This window comes from Oceanobacillus sp. FSL W7-1309 (assembly GCF_038002145.1).
GTDB lineage: Bacteria > Bacillota > Bacilli > Bacillales > Amphibacillaceae > Oceanobacillus > Oceanobacillus profundus.
Genome location: NZ_JBBOBX010000001.1, coordinates 920,581 through 946,521, shown reverse-complemented (window position 1 = coordinate 946,521; position 25,941 = coordinate 920,581). Strand labels below are relative to the sequence as shown.

General features: G+C 38.0%; 23 protein-coding genes. 14 read left to right on the top strand and 9 right to left on the bottom strand.

Translation table 11 applies throughout. The features are described from left to right. The first annotated feature begins 121 nt into the window (after window positions 1-121). Both NST46_RS04240 and NST46_RS04235 read left to right on the top strand, forming a co-directional pair. Entirely contained in the window at window positions 122-3,301 is a 3,180-nt protein-coding gene (locus NST46_RS04240; protein ID WP_341136810.1) for a DEAD/DEAH box helicase, read from the top strand. Window positions 3,302-3,436: 135 nt separating this feature from the next. Beyond that, window positions 3,437-3,751 (top strand): hypothetical protein, encoded by a 315-nt coding sequence (locus NST46_RS04235; RefSeq protein ID WP_095307695.1) that lies wholly within the window; start codon window positions 3,437-3,439, stop codon window positions 3,749-3,751. A gap of 41 nt (window positions 3,752-3,792) precedes the next feature. On the opposite strand, the gene NST46_RS04230 is transcribed toward NST46_RS04235, so the two are convergent. Further along, window positions 3,793-5,073 (bottom strand): hypothetical protein, encoded by a 1,281-nt coding sequence (locus NST46_RS04230; protein WP_095307696.1) that lies wholly within the window; start codon window positions 5,071-5,073, stop codon window positions 3,793-3,795. Window positions 5,074-5,090: 17 nt separating this feature from the next. Then, window positions 5,091-5,900: a serine hydrolase gene (locus NST46_RS04225; protein WP_118888470.1), complete on the bottom strand. Its 810-nt coding sequence runs from the start codon at window positions 5,898-5,900 to the stop codon at window positions 5,091-5,093. A 406-nt stretch (window positions 5,901-6,306) separates the two neighbouring features. Here NST46_RS04225 and NST46_RS04220 point away from each other — a divergent pair, with 406 nt between their 5' ends. Beyond that, window positions 6,307-7,920 (top strand): glutathione ABC transporter substrate-binding protein, encoded by a 1,614-nt coding sequence (locus tag NST46_RS04220; RefSeq protein ID WP_095307699.1) that lies wholly within the window; start codon window positions 6,307-6,309, stop codon window positions 7,918-7,920. Between the two features lie 179 nt (window positions 7,921-8,099). On the opposite strand, the gene NST46_RS04215 is transcribed toward NST46_RS04220, so the two are convergent. The 4 genes from NST46_RS04215 to nikC form a co-directional block, all read right to left on the bottom strand. Continuing rightward, window positions 8,100-9,119: an ABC transporter ATP-binding protein gene (locus NST46_RS04215; RefSeq protein WP_095307700.1), complete on the bottom strand. Its 1,020-nt coding sequence runs from the start codon at window positions 9,117-9,119 to the stop codon at window positions 8,100-8,102. After that, the gene (locus tag NST46_RS04210; protein ID WP_095307701.1) at window positions 9,085-10,137 is read right to left on the bottom strand and encodes an ABC transporter ATP-binding protein; all 1,053 of its coding nucleotides are present in this window, start codon (window positions 10,135-10,137) and stop codon (window positions 9,085-9,087) included. The genes NST46_RS04215 and NST46_RS04210 overlap by 35 nt, the downstream gene beginning before the upstream one ends. 62 nt (window positions 10,138-10,199) lie before the next feature. Continuing rightward, window positions 10,200-11,156, bottom strand: coding sequence for an ABC transporter permease (locus NST46_RS04205; RefSeq protein WP_095307702.1), 957 nt, complete (start codon window positions 11,154-11,156; stop codon window positions 10,200-10,202). Between the two features lie 16 nt (window positions 11,157-11,172). Then, on the bottom strand, window positions 11,173-12,075 hold the full coding sequence (gene nikC / locus NST46_RS04200) for a nickel transporter permease (protein ID WP_095307703.1): 903 nt from the start codon (window positions 12,073-12,075) through the stop codon (window positions 11,173-11,175). 465 nt (window positions 12,076-12,540) lie between these two features. Here nikC and NST46_RS04195 point away from each other — a divergent pair, with 465 nt between their 5' ends. The 9 genes from NST46_RS04195 (at window position 12,541) to NST46_RS04155 (ending at window position 21,625) form a co-directional block, all read left to right on the top strand. Then, window positions 12,541-13,599, top strand: coding sequence for an NAD(P)H-dependent flavin oxidoreductase (locus tag NST46_RS04195; protein ID WP_095307705.1), 1,059 nt, complete (start codon window positions 12,541-12,543; stop codon window positions 13,597-13,599). Between the two features lie 218 nt (window positions 13,600-13,817). Continuing rightward, a complete protein-coding gene (locus NST46_RS04190) occupies window positions 13,818-14,765 on the top strand; it encodes a TAXI family TRAP transporter solute-binding subunit (RefSeq protein WP_340002441.1) in 948 nt (315 codons plus the stop codon). A gap of 138 nt (window positions 14,766-14,903) precedes the next feature. Then, window positions 14,904-15,437, top strand: a complete 534-nt coding sequence (locus NST46_RS04185; protein WP_341136809.1) for a DUF1850 domain-containing protein — start codon at window positions 14,904-14,906, stop codon at window positions 15,435-15,437. Continuing rightward, a complete protein-coding gene (locus NST46_RS04180) occupies window positions 15,430-17,445 on the top strand; it encodes a TRAP transporter permease (protein WP_095307708.1) in 2,016 nt (671 codons plus the stop codon). Before NST46_RS04185 ends, NST46_RS04180 begins: the two co-directional genes overlap by 8 nt. 114 nt (window positions 17,446-17,559) lie before the next feature. Further along, entirely contained in the window at window positions 17,560-18,900 is a 1,341-nt protein-coding gene (locus NST46_RS04175) for an MATE family efflux transporter (protein WP_340002439.1), read from the top strand. 14 nt (window positions 18,901-18,914) lie between these two features. Next, window positions 18,915-19,349, top strand: coding sequence for a hypothetical protein (locus tag NST46_RS04170; RefSeq protein WP_118888473.1), 435 nt, complete (start codon window positions 18,915-18,917; stop codon window positions 19,347-19,349). Between the two features lie 3 nt (window positions 19,350-19,352). After that, a complete protein-coding gene (locus tag NST46_RS04165; protein ID WP_095307711.1) occupies window positions 19,353-19,979 on the top strand; it encodes a lysozyme family protein in 627 nt (208 codons plus the stop codon). A 75-nt stretch (window positions 19,980-20,054) separates the two neighbouring features. Further along, entirely contained in the window at window positions 20,055-20,432 is a 378-nt protein-coding gene (locus NST46_RS04160) for a RidA family protein (protein ID WP_251660199.1), read from the top strand. 17 nt (window positions 20,433-20,449) lie between these two features. Further along, window positions 20,450-21,625 (top strand): iron-containing alcohol dehydrogenase, encoded by a 1,176-nt coding sequence (locus NST46_RS04155; RefSeq protein WP_095307714.1) that lies wholly within the window; start codon window positions 20,450-20,452, stop codon window positions 21,623-21,625. A 57-nt stretch (window positions 21,626-21,682) separates the two neighbouring features. Here NST46_RS04155 and NST46_RS04150 read toward each other — a convergent pair whose 3' ends face one another. Next, window positions 21,683-21,928 (bottom strand): DUF1450 domain-containing protein, encoded by a 246-nt coding sequence (locus NST46_RS04150; RefSeq protein WP_095307715.1) that lies wholly within the window; start codon window positions 21,926-21,928, stop codon window positions 21,683-21,685. A gap of 122 nt (window positions 21,929-22,050) precedes the next feature. After that, window positions 22,051-23,250 carry an MFS transporter gene (locus tag NST46_RS04145; RefSeq protein WP_095307727.1) on the bottom strand — a complete coding sequence of 400 codons (1,200 nt, stop codon included), beginning with the start codon at window positions 23,248-23,250 and terminating at the stop codon, window positions 22,051-22,053. 342 nt (window positions 23,251-23,592) lie between these two features. On the opposite strand from NST46_RS04145, the gene NST46_RS04140 reads away from it, so the two are divergent. Together NST46_RS04140 and NST46_RS04135 are read left to right on the top strand one after the other, a co-directional pair. Further along, window positions 23,593-24,480 (top strand): DUF1002 domain-containing protein, encoded by an 888-nt coding sequence (locus NST46_RS04140; protein WP_095307716.1) that lies wholly within the window; start codon window positions 23,593-23,595, stop codon window positions 24,478-24,480. A 252-nt stretch (window positions 24,481-24,732) separates the two neighbouring features. Continuing rightward, the gene (locus NST46_RS04135; RefSeq protein ID WP_251660202.1) at window positions 24,733-25,536 is read left to right on the top strand and encodes a LysM peptidoglycan-binding domain-containing protein; all 804 of its coding nucleotides are present in this window, start codon (window positions 24,733-24,735) and stop codon (window positions 25,534-25,536) included. A gap of 139 nt (window positions 25,537-25,675) precedes the next feature. On the opposite strand, the gene NST46_RS04130 is transcribed toward NST46_RS04135, so the two are convergent. Then, window positions 25,676-25,807 (bottom strand): hypothetical protein, encoded by a 132-nt coding sequence (locus tag NST46_RS04130; RefSeq protein ID WP_262366376.1) that lies wholly within the window; start codon window positions 25,805-25,807, stop codon window positions 25,676-25,678. Between the last annotated feature and the right edge of the window lie 134 nt (window positions 25,808-25,941).

Below are 25,941 nucleotides of genomic sequence, written 5' to 3'. Positions count from 1 at the left end.
CAGGTTCTGCGTAGATTGATTAGGATAATTTCACAATTACAGCTCCCTCGTTTACAATAAACCTAAAGAAATTTTATACTGGATTTTTTGAACATCCTATAGAAGGTAGGTTACTCATATTTTGAAAAAAATAAGTGATATTAATATCCAAAAATTATTTCCGTCAACCATTTATAAGCGCGGAAAAGATTATTATAAACAAAATAAAGTGAGCGATCTTTTATATGATATCAATTACCAAGTTTGGACGGCCACAGTTCATGGTTCAGAGGATTACTTTGTAGAAATCAATATGAAGGATTATACAAATGGATCGATTGATACGTATTGCGATTGTCCTGCTTTTGAAACCTTTGGCACGTGTAAACATATTGCAGCTACCTTAATGCAAATTGCGAATAAGGAGCAGGCTATTCCAAATGCTCCATCCAAGCCAAACTATCAGCTGACAAATAAGTTTATACAGGCATTACGTACGCTGCCACAGCAAAATGCACAGCCAGAGATTTTACCAAATAAACTACCGATGCATGTAGAATACCATTGCAGCTGGGGATTCGACCAACAATTACAAATCGAATTACGAACAGGCGAGAAACATTGCTATGTTGTTAAAGATGCTTACCAATTTCTCGTTAACATATTACAAGGAAACGAATACTACTTTACAAAAAAATTCATCTTCCATCCTGATACGCATTATTTTCTGCAAAAGGATTTGGAGCTATTTGAAATGCTCTTTGCGATTAAACGGAATGAGGAAATGTATCAGGGATATAGCAGATTTCATTACGAAGGTAATAGTGGTGATAAACGCTATATTGCAATTCCCCCACTTACAGCAAAGGAGCTGCTTGAAAAGCTTTCGGAAAGAGATTTCACAGTAGAAACACAGCAGAAAAGCTTTCAGCATATCGGAGTGGAGAAGGATACGCTGCCGTTTCGCTTTTCACTAACGAAAAGTAATCAAAATGACCTGCTAATGAAGATGTCAGACGCAACAGATGCAATGTATTTTCCTTATTATGAAATGATATTCCATGAAGGGGTCTTTTATTATCCAACGAAAGACCAGGTACAGGTTCTTGAAGAAGTTACAAAGTTCGGCATGGACGAATTACAATTACCGATTCCAAAGGAACAAGCTGACGTCTTTTTATCAGAAGTACTTCCATCATTAAAAAAGATTGGTGGGGTAGAGGTATCAGAGTCAATCACAGAAGAGATAATTCAAGTACCTTTACGTGCAAAATTGTATTTGGAAGTAAAAGGCGATTGGATTATTGGAAAGTTGGAATACCATTATGGTGATCAGTTGATTGATCCATTTAATGGGCGAAAGGATAATGATCGACTTATTATTCGTGAGGTGGAAAAGGAACAGCAAATTATGCAGCTGATTGAGCAAGCTAACTTCCATTATAATGGGAAAGAGCTCTATATTGAAGCGGATGAGGAAGAGCTGTATGACTTTCTGTATTATATCCTGCCACGATTAGATAAAGAAGTGGAACTGTTTTTTACATCAGAAATTCGAGGAATGATTATTGAAAACGAACTCAGTCCGAGTACGAGTGTACGTCTAGAAGGTACATCGAACCTATTAGAAATTGGCTTTGATATTAATGGGGTTAATGATTCCGAAATCAACCAAATTTTAAATGCAGTAATCGAGAAAAAACGCTATTATCGTTTAGGAAGTGGTGAATTACTGTCACTAGAAGGAGAAGAATTTACTTCTATAAAACGTTTATTTGACGAGATGCAAATTCATAAAAATGACTTGCTGAATGGGCACGTCCAGATGCCGGTATACCGAGGAACACAGCTAGATGAGCTAATCGATACGAAAAAGAACTACGATCCATCCTTTCGACATTTGCTGCATCAGTTGAAGTCTCCAGAAGAACAAGTATACGAGCTGCCAGAACAGCTGCAAGCGTCTTTAAGAAATTATCAGATGACTGGTTTCAGGTGGTTTAAGTCCTTGAGCAACTATCACCTCGGTGGAATCTTAGCAGACGATATGGGACTTGGAAAAACCTTACAAAGCATTGCGTATATCGCGTCAGAGAAAGAGCAGAAAGGTGTTGAACCAAATCTGATTATAGCTCCTTCCTCGGTCGTTTATAACTGGAAGAATGAATTTGAGAAATTTGCTCCACATTTGTCTGTCGTTGTACTTACAGGAAGCCCTGAGGAACGACAACAATTGATTGAGGCTTCAACAGGTACCGATGTTTGGATTACTTCCTATGCAACGTTAAGGCAAGACATTGAAATTTATCGGGAATTTTCATTTCAATCCATGATCTTGGATGAAGCGCAATATATTAAAAACTATGCAACGAAAACCTCACAAGCCATTCGGGAAATAAAAGCTGCACGTCGATTTGCGTTAAGTGGAACACCGATTGAGAATTCAATCGATGAGCTATGGGCTATTTTCCAAGTTGTTTTGCCAGGACTTATGCCAAATCAACGGAGTTTTAAGCAGTTATCGAACGAAAAAATTGCAATGATTACACGGCCATTTATATTGCGAAGACTGAAAAAGGATGTGCTGAAAGAGCTGCCAGATAAGATTGAATCTGTTCATGTCTCGGAGCTGACAAAGGAACAAAAGGATTTATATGTCGGTTATCTAAGACAGGTACAGCAGGAAGCAGCACAATCAATGAAGGAAAGTGCTTTCCAACAAAACAGGATGAAAATTCTTGCTGGATTAACCCGTCTTCGTCAGCTTTGCTGTCACCCTTCGTTATTCATTGAAAATTATGAAGGCTACTCTGGGAAGCTGGAACAATTGATGGATACCGTGAAAACAGCGATTGAAAGTGGAAAACGTATGCTGATTTTTTCCCAATTTACAAGCATGCATGAGATTATTAAAGAACGACTAGAAAAAGAAGGGTTTGGCTATTTTTATCTTCATGGGCAAACCCCTGCAAAAGATCGCGTTGAGATGAGTGAACGATTTAATAATGGCGAGAATAGTATTTTCCTTATTTCTCTGAAAGCTGGTGGGACAGGGTTAAACTTGACTGGAGCTGATACGGTCATTTTATACGACTTATGGTGGAATCCTGCTGTAGAGGATCAAGCAACCGGACGTGCACACCGATTTGGTCAAAAAAATGTCGTGCAAGTCATTCGTCTTGTAACAGAAGGAACGATCGAGGAAAAAATTTATGATTTGCAGCAGAAAAAGCGTGAGCTGATTGACCAAGTTATTCAGCCTGGAGAAACAATGCTTTCTAGCTTGAGTGAGGATGATATTCGCCAGTTGTTAAGCTTATAGGTGATTGGTGGCAGTGGGGAAATCACATAACTTTCCCTACTGCCTTATTTTGTTTGGGCGAGGTCTCGGAATATGTTTGCTTTGTTGTAAATCAGGGAACGATATAGATAAACTTACGAAAGGATGTACAAGTCTATGTCACGAAAAATTCTCGCATATTTCGACTCAGAGAATGATGCAGAATCGGCAAAAGCAACCCTCCAAACGCTGAAAGTTCGTCATGTTATCGTGGATAAGCTTCCAGATACGGATGAAAAAGTAACTTATATACCATTTACTCCGACAGGACAATCTCAGGGAGCGATTGGCACAATTGGCTTAAAAAATCATAATAGTGAAGAGAATGAAGGGCAAGTAACACATTTACTTGAGGCCCAAGTAGAAGAGGAGGATTTCGAAAAGGCAATGCAATATCTAATGGATAATAATGGGTACGAAATAGAGGGATAAAGCTGCAGCAGAGCTTAACAATGCTAACCCTGCTGCAATCATTAATTATTAAGTGAAAATAATTTTCGTGGCCTTCCTTTTAAATAAGGACGTTCTTCTCCAGATACTTTTATGACATTACCAGATAGCAGCTTATTGACAGTTCTTTCAGCACTGCGTTTTGTAACTTTATAATACGCAGCAATGTCGTTTGAAGAGAAAGGTTCATTATTTCTATCCGTTATAAAATCAATGAAATTATAGGAAAGTTCATTGTTCAATCGAGCTTTATGAATCAAGGCATGAAATAATTGAGATGTATCGATATCTCTGCGAATGCCAATCGGACCAATTGTATCCTTTCTTTCATTGACAATATAACAGAGGCTATGATTTTCATTTTTACATTTTTCTAATGCTAAACGTGCATGCGCTTCAGCTTCACTTGCTGATAGACCGAGACCAAATCCAATGTCGATTGGGATATTCAACTCTGCTTCAAACTCACGAAGAAGAGGGAAATCTCGATAATGATTTTGTAAATGATCAATCAACTTTTTGGTTCCTACTACCACAAATTGATGATCGTCTTTTATCGTGAGCAGTGAATCGGTTCGTTCAGCAAATCGAACCAAAAGACTTTGCATTTTGGTAGTTAACGCTTTCAATTCTTGTTCCTCATGTTGATCTTGATTTTTCATGCGGATATATCCAGCTACGAGAAGAGCACTCTTGTGTTGGTTCAGTTCGGTAAGGGATTTTGCAGATTGAATGGCATGTAATAAATTTATCTCTGGTATAATCATGCAACTGCCTGGAATATCAGCTTCTCTTAGTTGTACCTCTACTTCTTTGCTTGATGTAAGTACATAATCAATTTTACCTTCATCCCAGAGTTTTTGATGAAATCTTGTAATTTGTTGAATATCAGTGGATTCATCTGCCCCATAGCTATAATGATAAATCTGTTTATTATCAAAGCTAAGTTCTTTTGCGACCTCCTCAACATGCTGTCCGTTAAGTACATCGATGGAAATACGATCGAGTTCTTGATTGTAATCGTTTCTTAAACGATAGAAAGAGGTGAGTATCATATACTCATCAAAAGCAACCTGTACAGCTGGCAATCGTTTCTTTTTTATTTTTTCTCTGGCATACAAATAGGATGTTGCTTCCGTAAATAAATAAATATCACACATGAAAGCCCTTTCAATTAATTCGGGGGTTTCACTTGAATGTGTGTATATAAACGGAAGGATATCCAAATTTTCATCATGTTTTGCTAGTGTATGTACACGCTTTATCGTTTCTTCAATTCCAAAAACTGCAATTTTAACTTTCATGTCGTACACTCCGTTCCTTACTGTTTTTTAGATAATGACCCATTCGTTACATAGTTCATTAAATACCTACCGACTTCTGCTATGAAATGTTGTGCTATACCATTATTTTCCCATCCCTCTGTTAATACAGCAACCTCTAACTTCCTTCCAGTTGATTCCATAATCGCTACATCATGCTCTACTCCAGGCAATTCTCCGGTTTTATGATAAATATTCAGCTTACAATTATTCATTTGATATGCTGCTAATTTATTGTTGAATTGCTGATTTTTAAGTAACCTTCGAACTTCTTGCCGCAAATTTTTGCTATAGGGACCGTTATCGCTGGAAAAAAGCTTAAGTAAGTGAACGATATCTGCTGCAGTAGTAATATTCTCGTTGCCGCTTGCTTGTGCTTCTTGATCCATAAATTTACGTTTAATTATTGTATCCTGACAGCCGAGCTTTTTAATAGAATGATTGATACGGTCGATACCGATCATATCAAGTAATATGTTGGAAGCAGTGTTATCGGAAACGATAATCATAAGCTCCAATAGATTCTGGTAACTATACGTGTTGTGTTTTGTTAAATAGTTAATGACACCTGCACCTTCTACCATCGCCTCAGGTTTAATAGAAATGAGTTGTTCCCTTTGGATGCGACCAGCTTCAATCTGCTGCAATACCTCAGCAAGAATAAATAGCTTAACAACACTCGCAGCTTTTCTTGGCGTATTTGCATTAAATTGAATAGTACCTTCTGTGCTGTGAACAACAATTGATATTTTATCAAGGTTGATAGGAGATATAGAAAGTAAAGCTTTTTTTAATTCGAATAAATTCATTACTTTCTTCCACCTTACTATAATTACAGCAGTATTAGTTTAAGTTATATCATATTGAATTTTCATAATATTGTCAAGAAGACTCGTTAATTTGCAAGAAGACAAGATATTTGACAAGAGCTTTAATTGTTCGTCTGTTTTCTCCATATTTTTTAAACATGTATTCTGGACGAAAACTATACTAACGTCCTACTGAAAACGTTAACAATTGATAGATGTATAAAACTTAACGTGTATATGTAACTAGAACGTAATAACTATAAAAATTATCAAATTATAATGAAATTTTTTCATATATCATTGTAAATTTTAGAATAATAGGGTAATATATTGGAAGATAGCTTTATGTTAAAATATATTTACATATATTTACAAAGCTATTACAAAGAAACAGGGGGTTAAATACATGAAATTGTCTAAAAAGTCATTATTATTGTTGGTTTTTGGACTGCTGCTTAGTGTTCTAGTAGCATGTGCAAGTGAGCCAGATGAAAATGATTCCGCTAATGAAGGAACAGATGAAGGTACAGAAGATGCTGCTCCTGCAGGAGAACAAGATCTAATGATTGCAACTCTATCGGATGCTGTATCCTTAGATCCAGCTGGTTCAAACGATACTCCTTCAAGTAACGTTCAAGCGAATATCTTTGAATCATTAACAAAACAGGACGAAAATATGGAAGTACAACCAAGCCTAGCTGAAAGCTGGGAACAAGTTGAAGATACAGTATGGGAATTTAAATTACGTGAAGGTGTAAAATTCCACGATGGTACAGACTTTAACGCAGAAGCAGTTAAGGCAAGTATTGAACGTATATTAGATCCAGAAGTTGCATCGCCACGTCTATTTCTATATGAAATGATTACAGATATTGAAGTAGTAGATGACTATACAATTCGCTTTACAACAGAATACCCATTCTCACCACTGCCAGCTCACTTAGCACATAACGGTGGAGGTATCATTTCACCAGCTGTCATTGAAGAAGACTACGCTGCTATAGAAGCTGGAGAGGATCCAGGAAGTGTTATTAACGAAAAACCATATGGTACAGGATTCTTTAAATTTGAAGAATGGCAACCAGGAACACAAATTACACTCGTTAAGAATGATGATTATTGGGGAGAGCAAGCTTTGCTTGACTCTGTAACATTTAAAGTTGTTGGAGAAGGCTTAACTCGTGTTGCTGAATTAGAAACAGGTACATCACATATTGCTGACCCAATCAGTCCGAACGATGTTGCTCAGATTGAAGGGATGGACGGTGCAAGTCCAGCAAAACAAGCAAGTGTGAGCTTATCTTACATTGGATTTAATATGGAAAAAGAGCCATTTAATGATCCGTTAGTTCGTCAAGCAATCAACTTGGCTGTTGATAAAGAGCAAATCATTACAGGTATTTATGATGGAAATGGTGTACCAGCAGTTGGGCCATTAGCACCAGGAGTACTTGGATATGATGAAAATGCTCCAGGACTTGAATATGACCCAGATCGCGCTAGAGAACTCTTAGCTGAAGCAGGCTATGAAGATGGATTCTCTACAACACTTTGGACAAATGATAGTCCAGAACGTATGGATACAGCAACAAACCTACAAGCACAGCTTGCTGATTTTGGTATTAAAGTAGAAATTGAAGTCCTTGAGTGGGGCGCATATCTTGAGCAGACTGCACAAGGCGAGCATGATATGTTCATCCTTGGCTGGTCAACAGTAACAGGGGATGCAGACTATGGATTATATCCATTGTTCCACTCTGACAATGTTGGAGAACCTGGAAACCGTACATTCTTAAAAGATGATGAGTTAGATGCATTGTTAGAAGAAGCTCGTCAAGAGGCAGAGCCTGACGCTCGTCTTGAGTTATACAGTGAAATTCAAACAAAGTTAACTGATCTTGCACCAATGCTTTATATTCATCACCAAGAATTCTTGTTAGGTGTTAGTGATAAGGTTCAAGGATTAACACAGTTACCAACTGGAATCTTGCAATTACATGAGGTATCTATTCAAGAATAATAAACGCTTTGCATTCACGGAGTTATCCGAGTTTGATAAGCGATTCGAAAAGCCCGCTAAGTATCTTAGGGGCTTTTCGCTTTGGCTTAGAAGAGGATAGGGATTTGGAAGCTGTGACCTGTTACAGTGGTATCAAAAAAAGCGCTCATTACAATAATGAGCGCTTTTTTTGATACTGATTAAACTGTAGTAGGTTGGTGCTTCCCGGATTTAATGTCTTCCATATAGTGACATGCTGCCATATGTCCGTCTAACATTCCGTCTGCTTTACGAAGCTCTGGTGTTTCGGTTCGACATAGGTCAGTTGCAAATGGACAACGAGTATGGAATCTGCAACCTTTTGGTGGATCAATTGGTGAAGGTACATCACCTTTTAAGATGATCCGTTCTTTTTTCTTATCCATATCTGTACTAGGGATTGCAGAGAGCAAAGCCGTAGTATATGGATGCATTGTATTATCAAATAGTGATTTTTTATCAGCAATCTCAACGATTTTCCCTAGGTACATTACGATAATTCGATCTGAGATATGTCGTACAACCCCTAAATCATGTGAGATAAATAGATACGTTAATTTGAATTCACGTTGCAGCTTTTTCAATAGATTAATAACCTGTGCTTGGATAGAAACATCTAACGCTGATACAGCTTCATCTGCGATGATTAGCTGTGGATTAACGGAGAGAGCCCGAGCAATTCCGATCCGCTGACGTTGACCACCACTGAATTCATGAGGGAGTCTATCTGCTTGGTGTGGTCCTAGACCAACCGTTTCCATCAATTCAATTACACGATCATTCCGTTCGTTTTTTGGTACGGAGTTTTGAATCTCCATCGCTTCTGTCAGAATTTGGCGTACCGTATGACGCGGGTTAATCGATGCGTATGGATCTTGGAAAATGATCTGCATATTTTTACGATTTTTATTCATTTCTCGTTTGTTGTATGCAAGCAGATTTTTCCCATCGAATTCAACTTCACCAGATGTTGGTTCATCAAGGCGTAAAATGGCTCTTCCTGTTGTAGATTTCCCGCAGCCTGATTCTCCTACGATACTTAATGTTTCTCCTTCATAAACTGTAAAGGATACACCGTCTACAGCTTTTACATGATTTACGGTACGTCCTAAAATCCCGCCTTTAATTGGGAAATATTGTTTTAAATCAGTAACTTTCAGTAGTTCTTTCTGTTTCTGCATGAACATTCACCTCCGGATCGCCATCCCATTCATCTGAATAGATCCAGCAACGAATTTGGTTCCCTTCCTCATCTGTGACGAGGTCAGGTAATTTTTCTCTGCACATTTCTGTCGCGAATGGACAGCGTGGAGCAAAACGGCAGCCTTTAGGCATCTCCGCAGGGCTAGGTACAGATCCTCTTATTACAGCTAAATCACCTTCAATATCTTGGTCATGCTGTGGAATAGATTTCATTAAGCCAACTGTATACGGATGCTTAGGAGCCTTGAATAATGTTTTTGTATCGGTATACTCAACAACCTTTCCGCAATACATAACAGCAACATAATCACATGTTTCTGCTACGACACCAAGGTCATGTGTAATTAATAGTACACCCATACCGAGTCGTTCTTGCAAGTCTTTAATTAAATCAAGAATTTGCGCTTGGATCGTTACATCAAGTGCTGTTGTTGGTTCATCAGCGATGAGTAGTTCTGGATTACAGGCAAGCGCCATTGCAATCATAACACGCTGTCTCATTCCCCCTGAAAGCTCGTGTGGATACTGATTGACACGCTTTTCCGGGGAAGGAATTCCAACTAATTTCAGCATTTCAACGGAACGCTGTTTTGCTTGTTTTTTATTTAAACCTTGATGGATTTTATAAGCTTCACTAATCTGTTGGCCAACTGTAAACGTTGGATTTAACGAAGTCATTGGCTCCTGGAATATCATTGATATTTCATTACCGCGTATTTTGCGCATATTAGCTTCGCTTTTATCAAGTAAGTTTTCTCCTTTAAACTTGATTTCACCACCAACTATTTTTCCAGGCTCTTTAAGCAGGCGAAGAATGGAAAGGGAGGTGATACTTTTACCTGATCCTGACTCCCCAACGACACCGAGAATCTTCCCTTTTGGGATTGCAAAAGAAACACCGTCAACTGCTTTAACCTCTAAATCTTTAGTGAAGAAGGAAGTCTGTAAATCTTTGATTTCCAATATATTCTCATAGGAATTTGGTGCACTTGTCATATAAGAAGCTCCTTTCTGACAATAGAATGTTCAAAATGTTCTATTTGAACAAATGATAGCAATCAGTCTAGATCAATTCGTTTATTTAAATATCGATACGTAATGTCAACTGCTAAGTTAACGAAGATGAATAATAGAGCAACGACTAAGATGGTTCCTTGGACTACTGGGAAGTCACGTGCTCGAATAGAATCGATGATTAGTTTTCCCATACCGTTTACGGCAAATACACTCTCTGTAAGTACAGCTCCACCTAACAGACCTCCGAATTGAAGACCAACTACGGTAACAACAGGTATCAATGCATTTTTAAGTGCATGGCGATAAATAACAACTCGTTCCTTAACACCTTTTGCTCTTGCAGTACGAATATAGTCTTGGTCAATTACATCGAGCATACTCGAACGTGTCATTCTTGCAATAATGGCTGCGCTACCCGTACCCAGAGTTAGAACTGGTAGTACGACCTGTGCGAAGCTTCCCCAACCAGATGGCTTAAACCAACTAGTGTCACTAAAGAATGGAACCCAGCTAGGAAGATCAATACCGATGGCAAACCATTGGATAAGCATAAGTCCGAGCCAGAAGTTCGGCATGGATAGTCCAAAAAGTGCAAGAATCATAAGAGATGTATCAGCTAGAGAGTATCGCTTCGTAGCTGATATGACACCGACGATAAGCCCGATAAATACGGCAACAACTGTACTGTAAATCGCAAGTTCTACCGTAACCCAAAATCGTGCTCCAATTTCAGCTGTTACATCTCGTCCACTACGCATGGAGTTTCCAAGATCACCTTGAACAGCATCCTTTACATAATTAAAATACTGAACCGGTAATGGATCATTTAGACCCAATCTTTCTCTAATATTTTCAACCTGTTCCTTTGGTGCGCTTTCACCTGCCATAATTTGAGCAGGATCCCCTGGTACTAAGTGCATCATACTAAATACTAGAATTGAAACCCCGATTAAAACGGGAATAGTTTGAATAATTCTTCGGATAATAAACTTAAACAAGATCTTTCACCTCTTTCTACTCTTTTGTCTTCGGATCGAATGCGTCTCTTAAACCATCACCAAGCATATTGAATGCCAGAACTACAAGCACAATGGCAAGCCCAGGGAAAAGAGCAACATGTGGAGCATTGTATAAATAGTTACGCCCGTCACTTAGCATAGCTCCCCATTCAGGTGTAGGTGGCTGAGCACCAAGTCCCAAGAAAGACAATCCACTAGCAGATAAAATAGCAGTAGCTATATTAAGAGTAGCTTGCACGATAATTGGTGAAGTAATATTTGGAAAAATGTGTTTAAAAATAATCCGAGCATCACTAGCTCCTAAAGCTCTCATCGCATCAATATATTCGAGCTTCTTAACAGATAAAGTAGAACCACGAACAATCCTGGCGAATACAGGTACAGATGAGATAGCAACCGCGATAATAACATTTTGCAGGCTTCCTCCAAGCACGGTTACGATTGCAAGTGCAAGTAAAATACTAGGAAAAGCAAGTAAGATGTCCATTAATCTCATAAGGATGCTGTCCGTTCTTCCACCATAATATCCAGCGAAAATTCCAATAAGGACTCCGACTGCACCACCGAGTAGAACAGAGAAAAATCCGACAATTAATGTTAGGTTTGTTCCGTGAATAATACGGCTAAAAATATCACGACCAAAGTTATCCGTTCCCAGCCAATTATCTCCTGATGGGGGTTGGAGCTTATTCAGCATATCTTGTGTATCGGGTTGATATGGTGTGAAGTATGGACCGATTATTGCGACAATTATAAGGAATAAAATTAGAAAACCGCCAACCATAGCTGATTTATTCTTTTTTAGCTTTCGATATACTAATCTCCAATTTTTGAATCGCGGGTTAGGAGGTTTGATCGCGGTTCTAGTGTTTTCGATATGTTCTGTCGACTGACTCATAGATTGCTAACTTCCTTTCATAAGTAGATTAAAAGGTAGTTCAAAAAGCCCGGTGAAAAGGACACATTTAGACGAGAGGTTGACAATGCTCAACGCTTTCTGCAGGACAGAGGTGTGAGCTTAATCATATAACCATCGTCCAAAACTACTATGTATTTTTCATCTGCTTTTTGAACACGCACCTAAATTGCATATTTTTACCCACCATTTTTCGATTATAACACGAAAAATTGAATTTACAATTTGATTAAAAAGTGGGACTATTGTCGAAAAAAGAAACATACTGGTAAATCAACAATTCGCAATAAAAATATGTAAATTGGTATTTTTCAGTAATTAAGTCGTCTAATTATTTCGTCTATGGTATGCTAATAACAGAACGAGCATACACATATAGCAATTAAGTGGCTCATCTAGACAGTAAACCCACTTTACAAAAATGCTTTTAAAAAGGAGTGAGAAAGGATGGCAGACATATTAGAAAGATTAAAAATTACAATTCCGATCATTCAAGCTGGTATGGCTGGTGGGATCACGACGCCTGAACTTGTAGCCGCTGTGTCGAATGCTGGTGCGCTTGGAACAATTGGTGCAGGCTACATGAGTACACATACATTAAAAGATACGATTCACCGTGTGAAACAATTAACTGACAAACCTTTTGCGGTAAACCTGTTTGCTGCAAATCTCGAAGCCTTCTCAACGGATGTAGATGAGATGCAAGCACTATTGAACAAACAAAGAGATGAAGTAGGTATAGATACTAAGGAGAATCTAGTAAAAGTGAAGGACTATTTACAAGAGAAAGTGTATCTGCTTATAAAAGAAAAGGTTCCTATTGTCAGTACAGCTTTTGGTGCACTTTCTTCTGTATTAATAAAACGGTTAAAAGAGAATCACATAATCCTTATTGGAATGGCAACAAATGTTGGTGAGGCAAAGCACCTAGAAGATATGGGGTATGACATGGTCGTTGCCCAAGGTGTTGAAGCTGGTGGTCATCGTGGCACGTTTGATATTGAAAAGTACCCGAGTGGGAGTAATATTGGTTTGATTACACTAATCCAGTCAATTTTAGAAAATACCTCTTTACCAGTTGCTGCTGCAGGAGGGATTTATACGAAGAAACAACTGGATGCGCTGCTATTAATGGGAGCAAGTGGTGTACAGATGGGGACAAGATTCTTACTGGCTAAAGAGGCTGGAACAAATAAAACTTATCGGAGAGCATTAATGAAAGCCAGTTATGAAGATACGGTGATAACAAAAGTGTTCTCAGGTAGACCCGCAAGAGCAATTAAAAACAGTTTCATCGATGAAGTAGAATCAAGTGGGCTAGATATTTTACCTTTTCCAATTCAAAATGAACTAACGAAAGATCTAAGAGCAGCTGGAGCTGAATTTGCCATTGCTGATTTACAATCACTTTGGGCTGGTCAAGGAGTAGGGGCATTACATAAAGAAGAAAGCGTGAAAGATATTATCGGATTTTTTGTGGGGAACACAGAAGTTAAAACGATATAACCTGATCATATTAATAAACAGCCAAGAACCTAGATTAACTTAATTTCTTGGCTGTCTTTATTCGCTTGTTTAATAGAATGAATATAACAATAAATTACAGTAAATGAGGAATTATGATTAAATAACCAAAAAAATGATGCTTTAGAATTATTTGACATCAAATTATCGTTCCGTTACTATATTATTTATTAGAATAGTAAAACAAAAGGGGTGTTTTAATGAGAAAGATAAAATTGTTTTTATCGACAGTATTATTGATGGGGTTTGTATTATTTCTAGCAGCATGTAGTGAGGATGAATTTCTCCAAATGCTAACAGGGGGAACTAGTGGTACTTATTACCCGCTTGGTGGTGAAATGGCTACTAATATAACAGAAGCTACAGGTATTCAGACAGATGCAGTTTCATCGAATGCTTCGGCTGATAATGTAATCGCTTTAAGTGAGGGAGATGCTGAGTTAGCGTTTGTACAAACGGATGTTATGTCAAATGCGATTGATGGAATAAACTCTTTCGAAGGTAATCCGATTGATAATGTACTTGCAATTGGAGCACTTTATCCAGAAACAATTCAAATTGTTACAACTGCAGAATCTGGTATTGCATCTGTAGAAGATTTGGCAGGGAAATCTGTTTCAGTTGGTGCACCAGGATCGGGAACATATGTGAATGCAGAGCAAATTCTTGAAATTCATGGAATGACTATGGATGATATCGACCCGCAAAACCTTGACTTCGGTGAATCTACTGGAGGAATCCAAGACGGTACTATCGATGCTGCTTTTATTACAGCAGGTACGCCAACAGGTGCTGTTGAAGGGCTGTCTGCTACAGTAGACGTTTCGGTCGTTCCAATTGCTCAGGATAAAATTGATGAAATGATTGAACAATATCCGTATTATGCTGCTGACACGATTTCAGCAGGAACATATGGTTTAGATGAAGACGTAAACACGGTTGCGGTGTTAGCAATGCTTGCGGTCGTAGATAGCGTTTCAGAAGATACAGTTTATGACATCACGAAAGCTATTTACGAAAATGCAGATAGCATGGCGCATGATAAGGCTCAATTTATTAAGTTGGAAACTGCGTTAGATGGTATCGGAATTGATGTACATCCAGGAGCGCAAAAGTATTATGAGGAAGAAGGTATAAGTGTAGAATAGACTGTTTCTATTTATAGGTTGCTATAGCCGGCTGTCCGTCCTTTTATAAGGAAATGGCTGTCGGCTATTTTTGCCAAATAGATAGGCAGTTATATGACTAATCATTGAATAATGAAAGCATGATCTAGGTGAAACGTTATGTTACATAAAAAAAAGATTATCATTATTATTTTTATCATAGCAAGTTTATTAGGCATTTTTCTATTTGCTCCAGTCGGTACTGCTCTTGTTTTCTATGAAAAAAACACAAATGAACTGGCAGCGTTTAAACCAATAGAAATAGGTGACAAATTTCAGATCATCTTTACACATTCCATTCATTTAACAGATGTTGCAGAAAAATATATCGTTACGGAAAACCTTGATATACAGCAATACGAAATTGTCTATGAGGAATTTGGTATTGGCATGCCTGCTAATGCGGGAGAAGGAGAAACATTTGTCTATGAGGATGGAAAATATCATGTGAAAGACTTAGAAAATTACTTTGCTTCGATGAAAATTCGCAACGGAAAAACTGTTTCAGAAAATCGACTCTTATGGGAGTCAAATTCGGGACAGGAGCATATGGTCTGGTTTAATGATTATTTTGATCCTGGTGATTGGTTTACAGTGAAGGTAGAAAAAATCACATTATGGAAATATGTGAGAGGAGTAGAGATCCATGAGTAAAAACAAAGAAACAAAGCAATTAACATTCGAAGAGCAACAGGAACTTATGCAAAAATATGATGCTGAATCAAATACACGAAATGTTGGTGGCTTTATTGCTAAAGTAATCTTTTTTGTATTAATTGCTTTCTCTCTTTTCCAAATTTATACAGGAGTATTCGGTCAACAAACAGCTTACATTCAACGAACAGTCCATTTAGGCTTTGCATTGACACTTATCTTTCTATTATTTCCTGCCCGAAGAAAAACAAAAAGGCAGACAATACCTTGGTATGACTATGCTCTTGCATCATTATCCATTGTTGTCTGTGGATATTGGCCGGTATTCTATGAGTCCTTAGTTCAACAAGTAGGGGGCATTGATGGCACGCAAGTAATCATAGGTGGGGTTGCAGTACTATTAGTTTTAGAAGCTGCCAGAAGAGCCGTTGGCATGCCAATAACAATAATTGCTGGATTATTTCTTGTGTATGCTATTTTTGGTCCGTTTATGCCAGGAATGCTTGCACATCGGGGGTTAAGCTTCCAGCAATTAATTCAATCTATGTTTTTTACAACAGAGGGTATCCTTGGTACTCCATTACAAGTATCATCTACGTATATTTTCTTATTCTTATTATTTGGCGCTTTTTTAGTTCAAACAGGAGTTGGAAACTATTTTAATGACTTGGCGATTTCGATTGCTGGTCGCCGGATTGGAGGACCCGCAAAAGTTGCGATATTTTCTAGTGCGCTGAACGGAACAATTTCTGGAAGCTCTGTAGCGAATACGGTTACAACGGGTGCGTATACGATTCCAATGATGAAAAAGCTTGGATATAAGAAAGATTTTGCGGGGGCGGTAGAAGCGGCAGCATCCACCGGCGGGCAAATTATGCCGCCAATTATGGGAGCGGCAGCATTTCTAATGATTGAGTTTGCGGGAGAAAGCTATTGGAATATAGCGAAAGCAGCAACAATCCCAGCTATTCTGTATTTCTCCGGTATTTGGATTATGACGCATTTTGAAGCGAAGCGAATGGGCCTTCTTGGATTACCGAAGGAAGAAATCCCAAGTAAAATATCTGTACTGAAGAAAATCCATTTATTACTGCCAATACTGGCAATTGTTTACTTTTTATTTATTGGTATAAGTGTTGAACGTGCAGCAATCTATGGGATTATAGCCACCATTATTGTAAGTTTGTTTCGAAAGGATACACGAATTACACCGAGTAAGTTTATTGTTGCATTGGAGTCAGGTGCGCGAACAGCGTTAGGGGTTGCAGCAGCCACGGCCTGTGCCGGAATTATTGTAGGGGTCGTTACAAAAACAGGTTTAGGGCTAAAATTAGGAAATGGTCTTGTTAGCATTGCAGGAACCATTGCAGGTTCACCAGAAATTCAGTTGATGTTAACCTTGTTCTTCACAATGATTACGTCGATCATTATTGGAATGGGATCTCCGACAACAGCAAATTACATTATTACATCGACTATTGCTTTACCGGCAATCATTGCATTAAATGGAGAACTGGATGTAGCAATTCCTGTTTTAGCTGCACATATGTTTGTGTTCTACTTTGGTATTGTTGCGGATATTACACCGCCAGTGGCACTCGCGGCTTTTGCAGCGAGTGGAATATCTGGAGGAGATCCGATCCGTACGGGACTAAATGCATCGAAGCTAGCGATTGCTGCTTTTATCATACCGTATATGTTTGTTCTTAACCCGACACTATTGATGATAGAAGGAAACTTTCTCGATATTGGCTGGTCACTCATTACGGCCATGATTGGAATGGTTGCGGTTGGTGCAGGTCTCATTGGATTTTGGTATCGGAAAATTAACTGGTTTGAAAGGATTATTTCAGTAGTTACTGGATTGCTGTTAATGTATCCAGAAGGCTATTCCGATACAATTGGCTTTATTGCTTTTGTTATATTAGTGGCTATTCAGTTTATGACAAAAGATAAAGGCCAAAATAATCAGCGTGGGAATCTGGAAAAAGCAGGGTCTGCAGGATAAAATTTAATATGAAGGTGATCAGGATCTTATCTGATCACCTTTCTTTGATTTCTTATGTTAATGCGCTATGCTTAAACATAAGATTTATATAATAGAAGAAAGAGGATTAACATCATGAAGCAATATGATTTTACAGAAGGGAATATATTCAAGCAGCTAATTCGGTTTTCTTGGCCAATTATGTTTACAAATTTATTGCAAACGTCCTACCAGCTGATCGATAGTTTGTGGGTCGGAAACTTGCTTGGTGCCACTGCATTGGGAGCAGTAGCAGTATCGGGAACCATTTTGTTTACGGTACTTTCATTTATAATTGGTTTGAATAATGCAGCACTTACCATTCTGTCACAGCAAAAAGGAAAGGATAATGAAACAGGATTAAAACGATACTTAAATGCATTTGTCGTAATTCTAACAACGATAGCGATTGTGTTAGGTGCCATAGGATACTTTTTTTCAGAACAGTTTCTAAGTATGCTTGGTACACCGGAAGTTATGATGGAACAAGCAAATGCTTATTTACAAATTAACTTTATTGGGATTTTATTCCTGTTTGGTTATAATTTTATTAGCACGGTTCTTCGGGCTTTGGGTGATAGTAAAACGCCGGTACGCTTTGTTATGATTGCTGTGGCGCTTAATACGGTGCTCGATCCAATATTTATAAGTGTGTTTAATTGGGGAGTAGAAGGTGCGGCATATGCAACTGTATTATCGCAAGGAGTCGCTTTTCTATATGGTTTGATTTATATTTTATCTAAAAAGCTTGCTCCGTTTAGTATGCCAACATTACCAGCTAAAGCTGAAGTTGGATTGATTTTGAACCTTGGGATTCCTTCAGGTTTACAAATGTCTGTTATTTCAGCAGGATCAGCAGCAATTATGAGTGTTGTTACAGGATTTGGTGGTGGCGTTGTTGCTGGATTTAGTGCAGCTCAGCGTTTGGATAGTTTACTAATGCTGCCTGCACATGCACTTAGTACTGCTGTTAGTAGTATGGCAGGACAGAACATTGGCGTAAAAAATTGGTCTCGTGTAAAAGGGATCGCGAAGTATGGGGTGCTCTACAACTTCTCTATTATGCTAGCAATCGGTATTGTTGTTGTATTTTTGGCTGAATATGGTGTCAAACTGTTTATCCGGGATGAATCGGCAGTGGAGTTTGGTAAGACGTACTTACAAATTATTGCTTTGTGCTATCCGTTTTTAGGAATTAATTTTATTTTAAATGGAATCGTTCGTGCGGCAGGTGCAATGTATCAAGTGCTTGTACTTAATATTATTTCATTTTGGGTATTGCGGTATCCGCTAACAGCCTTATTTGCGATGTTATTTGGTGAGATTGGAATAGCAATCGGAATGGGAGCAAGCTTTGTGATTAGCAGTGTGATTGCTATTGGATACTATCGATTCGGTAAATGGCGAGAGAAAGAATTGTTTAAAAAAAGTAAATAAATTGGAGCAATTTAATGAAACGATTATGTAATCTTATAAGTAGTGGCATCATTTCCGGTTTAGTACTGGGTATATTTTTGAAGATGGTGGAACTTTTTACAGGGAAAGCGGTTTATGTTCTGTTATTAAATGTAGATTATATTCCTATTATAAAAGAATGGAACATGCATGAGGCTATTGAATTTGGCTTGCATTTGATTGTTTCTATTATACTTGTACTATGTATCTACTTTTTGCTTGAAAGGTGGAAGCTTCAAAATCAAATGCTGCCATACATAATCGTAAATGTTCTGATTGGATGTATCCTCTATTTTACAACGCAATTATCAGAGCGCACTCCAGATTTGATGGATAGGACTGCATTTTTGTTTTGGGCTGTTGGACATCTCATCTATGGGGTTGTTGTCTGGCTGTTGATACAGTTATTGTTGAGGGAAAAGGAAAGATAGTATATGAAGCTAAAACGGAAGATACAAAAGATAACAAAGCAAACCTTCAGTGTAGTGTTTATTTTAATTGGTGTATTTTTACTAGTGTCGTTTTTGACTTTTGAAAAACAAGAGGAATTCCGTCCTGAAAGATCATCTCCCTTAATCAGTGAAGAAGTTCGGAGCTATAAGCCTTTAATTGAAACCTACGCGAAGGAATATGGTGTTGAAGATTATGTCGATGTTCTGCAAGCAATGATGATGCAGGAATCAGGTGGGAGAGGCAATGATCCGATGCAATCGTCGGAAAGCTATTGTGGAGAAATTGGGTGTATTAAGGATCCTGAGCTTTCTATTAAACAAGGGGTCTATTATTTTTCGAAAACATTGGCGGATGCAGATGATGACCTAGAACTTGCCATCCAATCGTATAATTTCGGCAGAGGATTTATTGATTATGTTCATGCAGAAACTGGACGCTACTCACAGGATATTGCAATTGCATTTTCTAAAGAAATGTATGAGAACGCTTCTGATCCAACCATCTATACATGTCTGCGGGAAGAAGCAAAGCAATACGACGCCTGCTACGGAGATATATACTATGTCAGATCTGTTATGCAGTATAAAGATGTATTAGCTCCTGAATGAAGAACAGCGAAGAAACTGGTATGATTATAGAAAAGAAAGAATTTAGACAAAACAAATACAATGGGAGGAATTCAAATGGTGAAAGTAATTCAAACAGAAAAAGCACCAGCAGCAATTGGACCGTATTCACAAGCAATTCAGGCAGGAGATTTTGTCTATGTGTCAGGACAGATTCCGATAGCTCCAGCATCAGGTGAAATTGTTGATGGTATTGCAAATCAAACCAAACAAGTACTTGAAAATTTAAAAGCAATTTTGGCAGAAGCGGAAAGCGATTTTTCTCAAGTTGTTAAATTTACGATTTATTTATCTTCAATGGATCATTTTGCTGAGGTAAATGAAATTTATGGCAGCTTTCTAACAGAGCCATATCCGGCTAGAGCAACTGTTGAGGTAAGCCGACTACCCAAGGATGTTTTAGTTGAAATGGATGTCGTAGCATATACCAAATAATATTGGAGGAATCTAATTTGGAAAATTTTACGTATCAGAATCCGACGAAATTAATTTTCGGTAAAGGGCAGCTGGAGAAGCTCGCTGATGAAATAAGACCGTATGGCAATCGTGTTTTAGTTGTCTATGGTGGGGGAAGCATTAAACAGAATGGCATTTATGATGATGTGAAGAGAGAGCTCGATAGGCTTGGAGCAGATGTGTTTGAATTGCCTGGCGTAGAGCCTAATCCACGTATTTCAACTGTCCGTAAAGGCGTAGCCATCTGTAAAGAGCAGCAAATTGATTTCCTGCTTGCAGTTGGTGGCGGAAGTACTATTGATTGTACGAAGGCAATTGCTGTCGGTGCAAAAACAGATGTGGATATGTGGGATATTGTGACAAAGAAAGAGCGTGCAAACGGAGCGTTACCATTTGGAACTGTTCTAACTTTGGCTGCAACAGGCTCAGAAATGAATAGTGGATCGGTAATCACAAACTGGGAGAAAAATGAGAAGCATGGCTGGGGAACGCCGTATACGTATCCTGCATTTTCTATTTTAGATCCAGCACATACATTCACAGTACCACGCGCCCAGACAGTATACGGTATTGTCGATATTATGTCCCATGTGCTTGAGCATTATTTCCACGAAACGCCAAACACATTGGTGCAAGATCGTTTTTGTGAATCGATATTATTAACTGTAATGGAAACTGCACCGAAATTGCTTGATGACCCTGAGAATTATGATCACCGGGCAACAATCATGCTTAGTGGTACGTTAGCATTAAATAATATGCTGAACATGGGTTATCGTGGAGATTGGGCGACCCATAACTTAGAGCATGCCGTATCAGCAGTGCATGATATTCCACATGGCGGAGGATTAGCAATTCTTTTTCCGAATTGGATGAAGCATGTTTTGGATGAAAATAATGCACCACGCTTCAAACAATTAGCAGTTCGTGTATTTGGTGTAAGTACGACAGGTAAATCAGATCAGGAAATTGCCTATGAAGGAATTGATAAACTCCGAGTGTTTTGGAATTCTATTGGAGCTCCAGCGACATTAGCCGACTATGCTATCGATGAAAGCACGGTTGAATTAATGGGTGAAAAAACGGTTAGTGCTAGCCCGGAATATGGTAACTTCAAGCGGTTAAACAAACAGGATTCGATTGCAATTTTCACAGCGAGCTTAACCGAATAATTTCGACTATTTCCCAGGAAATATTTTGTCAAATAAAGTAGAAAAAGAACTGGCATATCATTGATAGATAGCCAGTTCTTTTTTTATTTCCTCACGTATTTTTTCCAAACATTCTTCCGGAGTCTTACCGAAAACGCGTTTGTTGTTTACAAGTGCATACGGTCGTACTCGACATAATCCGCAAAATGATAAACATTCATTCATTAGCACGGCTACTTCCGGAAATTCTGCTTCGATAATTTCTTCTATATTTAAAGTAGTGATTGCATTACCGTCACAAACTTCAACAACGACTATACCCATTGCTATCACTTTCTTTCCTTAATAATTAAGACTTAGTTAGTTTTAGCATATTTGGGTCTAGAAATCAATCATTCTGTTTCGGTCTAGCCACGTAAGCAAAACATCCACCCGTTTTAAGCCTGCTATCTTGATGAAAAGGAATGAGCTTGCTTTGGTGAATTCTCGCTTTTATACCAAGCTACAAGCATAATTACACCACTAGCAATAAGCAATAAACTTGTGATAAGGAATACAGAAGAGAATCCCCAAGTAGCAGCAATTATACCGCCAAGTGCTGGGCCGATAATATTTCCCAGGAAGCGCAGGCTTGTGTTATAGCCAAGCACTTCACCTTGCATTGATAACGGTGCTTCCTGACGAATATATGCAATCCGTAGTGGAACAATACCGCCAATTGAAACACCAAGTAGGAATCTCAGTACGACGAGCTGCCAAATGTTCGTTACAAATGCTCCAGGGAAATAGACAATACCGGCCATAAATAAGAGGATGATTAATATCTTTATATAACCAATACGGTCTCCAATCTTGCCCCATCTTCGGGACATGAGAAGATTCCCTAACCCGGCTGCTGAAAAAGCTAGCCCGGCAAAGAATGCAATATTAACGGGGCCGTGAATTTCAGCTACAAATAAAGAAAGTATTGGCTGAATGCTAAAATGTGCAATCTGTACCAATGTTGAGAGCAACATCACGACAAGTAATACTGGTCTACTCAGAATATGCTGCAATACTTCTTTACTGCTATACGATTTAAAATCATTTTTATCATTAGATATATTGATTTGCAGCTCCTTGATTCCAAACATGACAAGGAATCCTGAAATGAATATTGTAATGGAAACCCATTTAAATGTGCTTGAATACCCAAATATATCTGCTAATGCACCACCGAGCATTGGTCCCATTAGCGCTCCAGTTATGCTCCCGGTTTGCAGCGTCCCGAGTACTTTCCCTGCGACTTCTTTCGGTGTTTGTACAGATATAAATGCTTGTGACATTGGGATAAATCCGGTTACGATTCCCATAAACAATCGCAATAAAAAAAGCTGCCATACTGATGTGGCAAACCCCATTAAAAATACAGATAGTCCAATCCCAAATGCAGAGATAATTAAAATATTCTTTCTGCCATATTTATCTCCTATTCTTCCCCATATTGGAGAAAAGATAAATGCAGCAATGAATGTTACTGCAAACGTTAACCCCGACCAGGTTTGTACATAGGAGTCGGAGAAATTCCCCATTGAATTAATATATAAGGAGATAAATGGAATTACCATTGTCATACTACCACTAACAAAAAAATTGGCGAACCACATAATAGCCAAATTACGTTTAGCCGCTTGGTCAGTATCTATGATTCCAAAAACCTTCTTTCTTTCAATTTATTTCGGTACTCTAAATATACACCAATACGAAATAAATTGAAAGTTATCTGCTCATCATACGGAATTGATTCGTGAAAAAGATGTTCAAAATTATATCCAAGCGTTATAATAGATAAAAGTAAAACTACATTCATTAGGGGCTTTCCCCGCTGAATGTTAGTCCTTCAAGAGTATGGCTTTAAAACGCTTGAAGAGAAACAGCAATTAATGCTATTACGTTAATTCGGAGGTTAAATTTGATTTTTTAGTGAGAATAAAAAGGAGACATATAACATGAAATTTAATGGAAAGATTATTCGATTGTCACTGTTGGTTCTAGCGTTATTTATCGCGTTTGCTATGCCGGTATCAGCGGCGTCCAATACGATACTAATTTATGGAGAGAAGTTAAATGATTCACAGCGAGCCCAAGTTCGAGAAGCGTTAAATATTGAAGATACGGATACATTTGAAGCACACGACGTCAGTGGACAGGATTATGCAAATTTTATTAATGGAAATCCAAATGCCAATATGTACTCTTCAGCAAGAATTCTTCTGGAAAATGAAGGAGAAGGGATAACAGTTAATATTGTTACTCCGGAAAATATAACACAAGTTACAGCATCGATGTATGAAAATGCGTTACTTACTGCTGGTGCAGAAAATGCAACAGTGGACGTTGTATCACCAATCAAAGTTAGTGGACATTCAGCATTAACGGGTATTTATAAGGCATACGACGTAGAAGGCGAAGAACTAGACAAAGAACGGATGGAATTAGCCAATGAAGAGCTGAATGTAGCTACAGATCTTGCTGAAAATGAAGATATTACGCAAGATGAAGTAAGTACATTGCTTACCGAAATTAAACAGATGATTGCGGAGCAAAATCCGGCAACAAAAGAAGATGTAGAACGAATTGTCAGCGAGCAATTGGATAAATTAGAGATTCGTTTAAGTGATGAAGATCGGCAAATGCTTGTAAATCTTTTTGATAAAATGCGAGATCTAAACATTGATTTTGGAGCAGTGAAAAATCAGCTCGAGGATATTGCTAATTCAATTGCAGATAAAGCAGATGAATTAGGTCTTGATGCAAGTTTCTGGGAAAAGGTTGCTAATTTCTTCAGCGAGCTATTTAAATCAATTGGCGATTTCCTAGGCGGTTTATTTAATTAAAGTAGATACGTTTTAATAGAGAAGAGAAGTAGTTTTGTGGAAAAGAAGCTACTTCTCTTTTTTGTGTCTAATTTCCTGTTTTGCAATAGGAAAAAATGATAAATTGAGTCTTTTGTATCAAAAATATTACGCAATGTAACAAAAATATGAAAATAGTAATCCTTGTAATAGACTCTTAAACGTCTTGTAACTGTATTTGCAGTTTTCCTGTGGTACGATAATCATTGTCAGAAATTCAAGGAGGTACATCAGATGAAAAAACTAGTAGCAGCACTCGCTGCAGGTATTTTTATTGCTGGCGCGGCTACAACAACAGTTTCAGCTGAAGAACACGAAGTACAAAAGGGAGAAAGTCTCTGGGAGATTGCAGATAAATACGATACAACCGTTGAGGATTTAACTGAAATAAATGATTTAAAATCTACTGTCATTCACCCAAAGCAATTACTGTTTATTAACAACATGTATTCAGTAAAGCAAGGGGATACATTGATCAGTATTGGAAAAGAATATGACATAACAGTAGATGAATTGAAGGAATGGAATGATCTTAAAAACGATATCATTGTTATCGGACAAGATCTAAAAATAAATGGTGTAAATGTTAGTCAAGAAGATTCAGAGCCAGCTGAGATCGAAGAAGCGCCAAAACAAGAAAATGAAACGGAAAAACAAGCTGATGAAAAGAAAGCTTCCGTTAAAACAGAGAAAGTAGAAGAGAGTTCAGAAGACAGTTCAGAAGACAGTTCAGAACAGAGCCCTGAAGGGGAAACAATCACTGTAACGGCAACTGCCTATACAGCTAAATGTGATGGCTGTTCTGGAGTAACATCTACAGGGGTAGATTTAAACGCTAATCCCAATGCAAAAGTAATTGCTGTAGACCCGAATGTAATACCTTTAGGTTCAGAGGTCTACGTTGAAGGTTATGGTTACGCAACAGCAGCGGATGTTGGTGGTGCGATTAAAGGTAATAAAATCGACCTTCATGTCCCAACGAAAGAAGAAGCAGTAAATTGGGGCGCTCAGCAAGTTAACGTAACGGTTATTAAATAATTTTTTAGCCCGAAGCATTAACAAAAAGGAAAGCACTGTTATAATGTGCTTTCCTTTTTTTGCGGCTAAAAAAACATGGAATTTCTCTATCTGCATATGTCTTCCAATATAATAAAATCTTGCACCCGCTTATAAACAATTATAATTGTATCTCTGTGGAGTGATTCGATTCTTCAATGACTTCATTTGGCTTATTGTTTAATTCTGTATACCCAACTATTCCAATCGTAAGAATAATAATAACGAATAATCCCAATAATATCCTTCTCATGCATGCTTCCTCCAAGATGTAAAATGTCTATAAACTAGTATAGTAGAAATAGAGTAAAACTACTATAGGAAAATACAGTAAACTTAAAAATTATTAACGAAATTTTTTAATCAAATTGTATATACAAAAATTAA

Bases quoted from the DNA above. Each gene is read 5' to 3' on its own strand.
- NST46_RS04235 (WP_095307695.1), top strand. From the start codon at position 3,437: ATGTCACGAAAAATTCTCGCATATTTCGACTCAGAGAATGATGCAGAA.
- NST46_RS04230 (WP_095307696.1), bottom strand. From the start codon at position 5,073: ATGAAAGTTAAAATTGCAGTTTTTGGAATTGAAGAAACGATAAAGCGT.
- NST46_RS04225 (WP_118888470.1), bottom strand. From the start codon at position 5,900: ATGAATTTATTCGAATTAAAAAAAGCTTTACTTTCTATATCTCCTATC.
- NST46_RS04220 (WP_095307699.1), top strand. From the start codon at position 6,307: ATGAAATTGTCTAAAAAGTCATTATTATTGTTGGTTTTTGGACTGCTG.
- NST46_RS04215 (WP_095307700.1), bottom strand. From the start codon at position 9,119: ATGCAGAAACAGAAAGAACTACTGAAAGTTACTGATTTAAAACAATAT.
- NST46_RS04210 (WP_095307701.1), bottom strand. From the start codon at position 10,137: ATGACAAGTGCACCAAATTCCTATGAGAATATATTGGAAATCAAAGAT.
- nikC (WP_095307703.1), bottom strand. From the start codon at position 12,075: ATGAGTCAGTCGACAGAACATATCGAAAACACTAGAACCGCGATCAAA.
- NST46_RS04195 (WP_095307705.1), top strand. From the start codon at position 12,541: ATGGCAGACATATTAGAAAGATTAAAAATTACAATTCCGATCATTCAA.
- NST46_RS04190 (WP_340002441.1), top strand. From the start codon at position 13,818: ATGAGAAAGATAAAATTGTTTTTATCGACAGTATTATTGATGGGGTTT.
- NST46_RS04185 (WP_341136809.1), top strand. From the start codon at position 14,904: ATGTTACATAAAAAAAAGATTATCATTATTATTTTTATCATAGCAAGT.
- NST46_RS04180 (WP_095307708.1), top strand. From the start codon at position 15,430: ATGAGTAAAAACAAAGAAACAAAGCAATTAACATTCGAAGAGCAACAG.
- NST46_RS04175 (WP_340002439.1), top strand. From the start codon at position 17,560: ATGAAGCAATATGATTTTACAGAAGGGAATATATTCAAGCAGCTAATT.
- NST46_RS04170 (WP_118888473.1), top strand. From the start codon at position 18,915: ATGAAACGATTATGTAATCTTATAAGTAGTGGCATCATTTCCGGTTTA.
- NST46_RS04165 (WP_095307711.1), top strand. From the start codon at position 19,353: ATGAAGCTAAAACGGAAGATACAAAAGATAACAAAGCAAACCTTCAGT.
- NST46_RS04160 (WP_251660199.1), top strand. From the start codon at position 20,055: ATGGTGAAAGTAATTCAAACAGAAAAAGCACCAGCAGCAATTGGACCG.
- NST46_RS04150 (WP_095307715.1), bottom strand. From the start codon at position 21,928: ATGGGTATAGTCGTTGTTGAAGTTTGTGACGGTAATGCAATCACTACT.
- NST46_RS04145 (WP_095307727.1), bottom strand. From the start codon at position 23,250: ATGTGGTTCGCCAATTTTTTTGTTAGTGGTAGTATGACAATGGTAATT.
- NST46_RS04140 (WP_095307716.1), top strand. From the start codon at position 23,593: ATGAAATTTAATGGAAAGATTATTCGATTGTCACTGTTGGTTCTAGCG.
- NST46_RS04135 (WP_251660202.1), top strand. From the start codon at position 24,733: ATGAAAAAACTAGTAGCAGCACTCGCTGCAGGTATTTTTATTGCTGGC.
- NST46_RS04130 (WP_262366376.1), bottom strand. From the start codon at position 25,807: ATGAGAAGGATATTATTGGGATTATTCGTTATTATTATTCTTACGATT.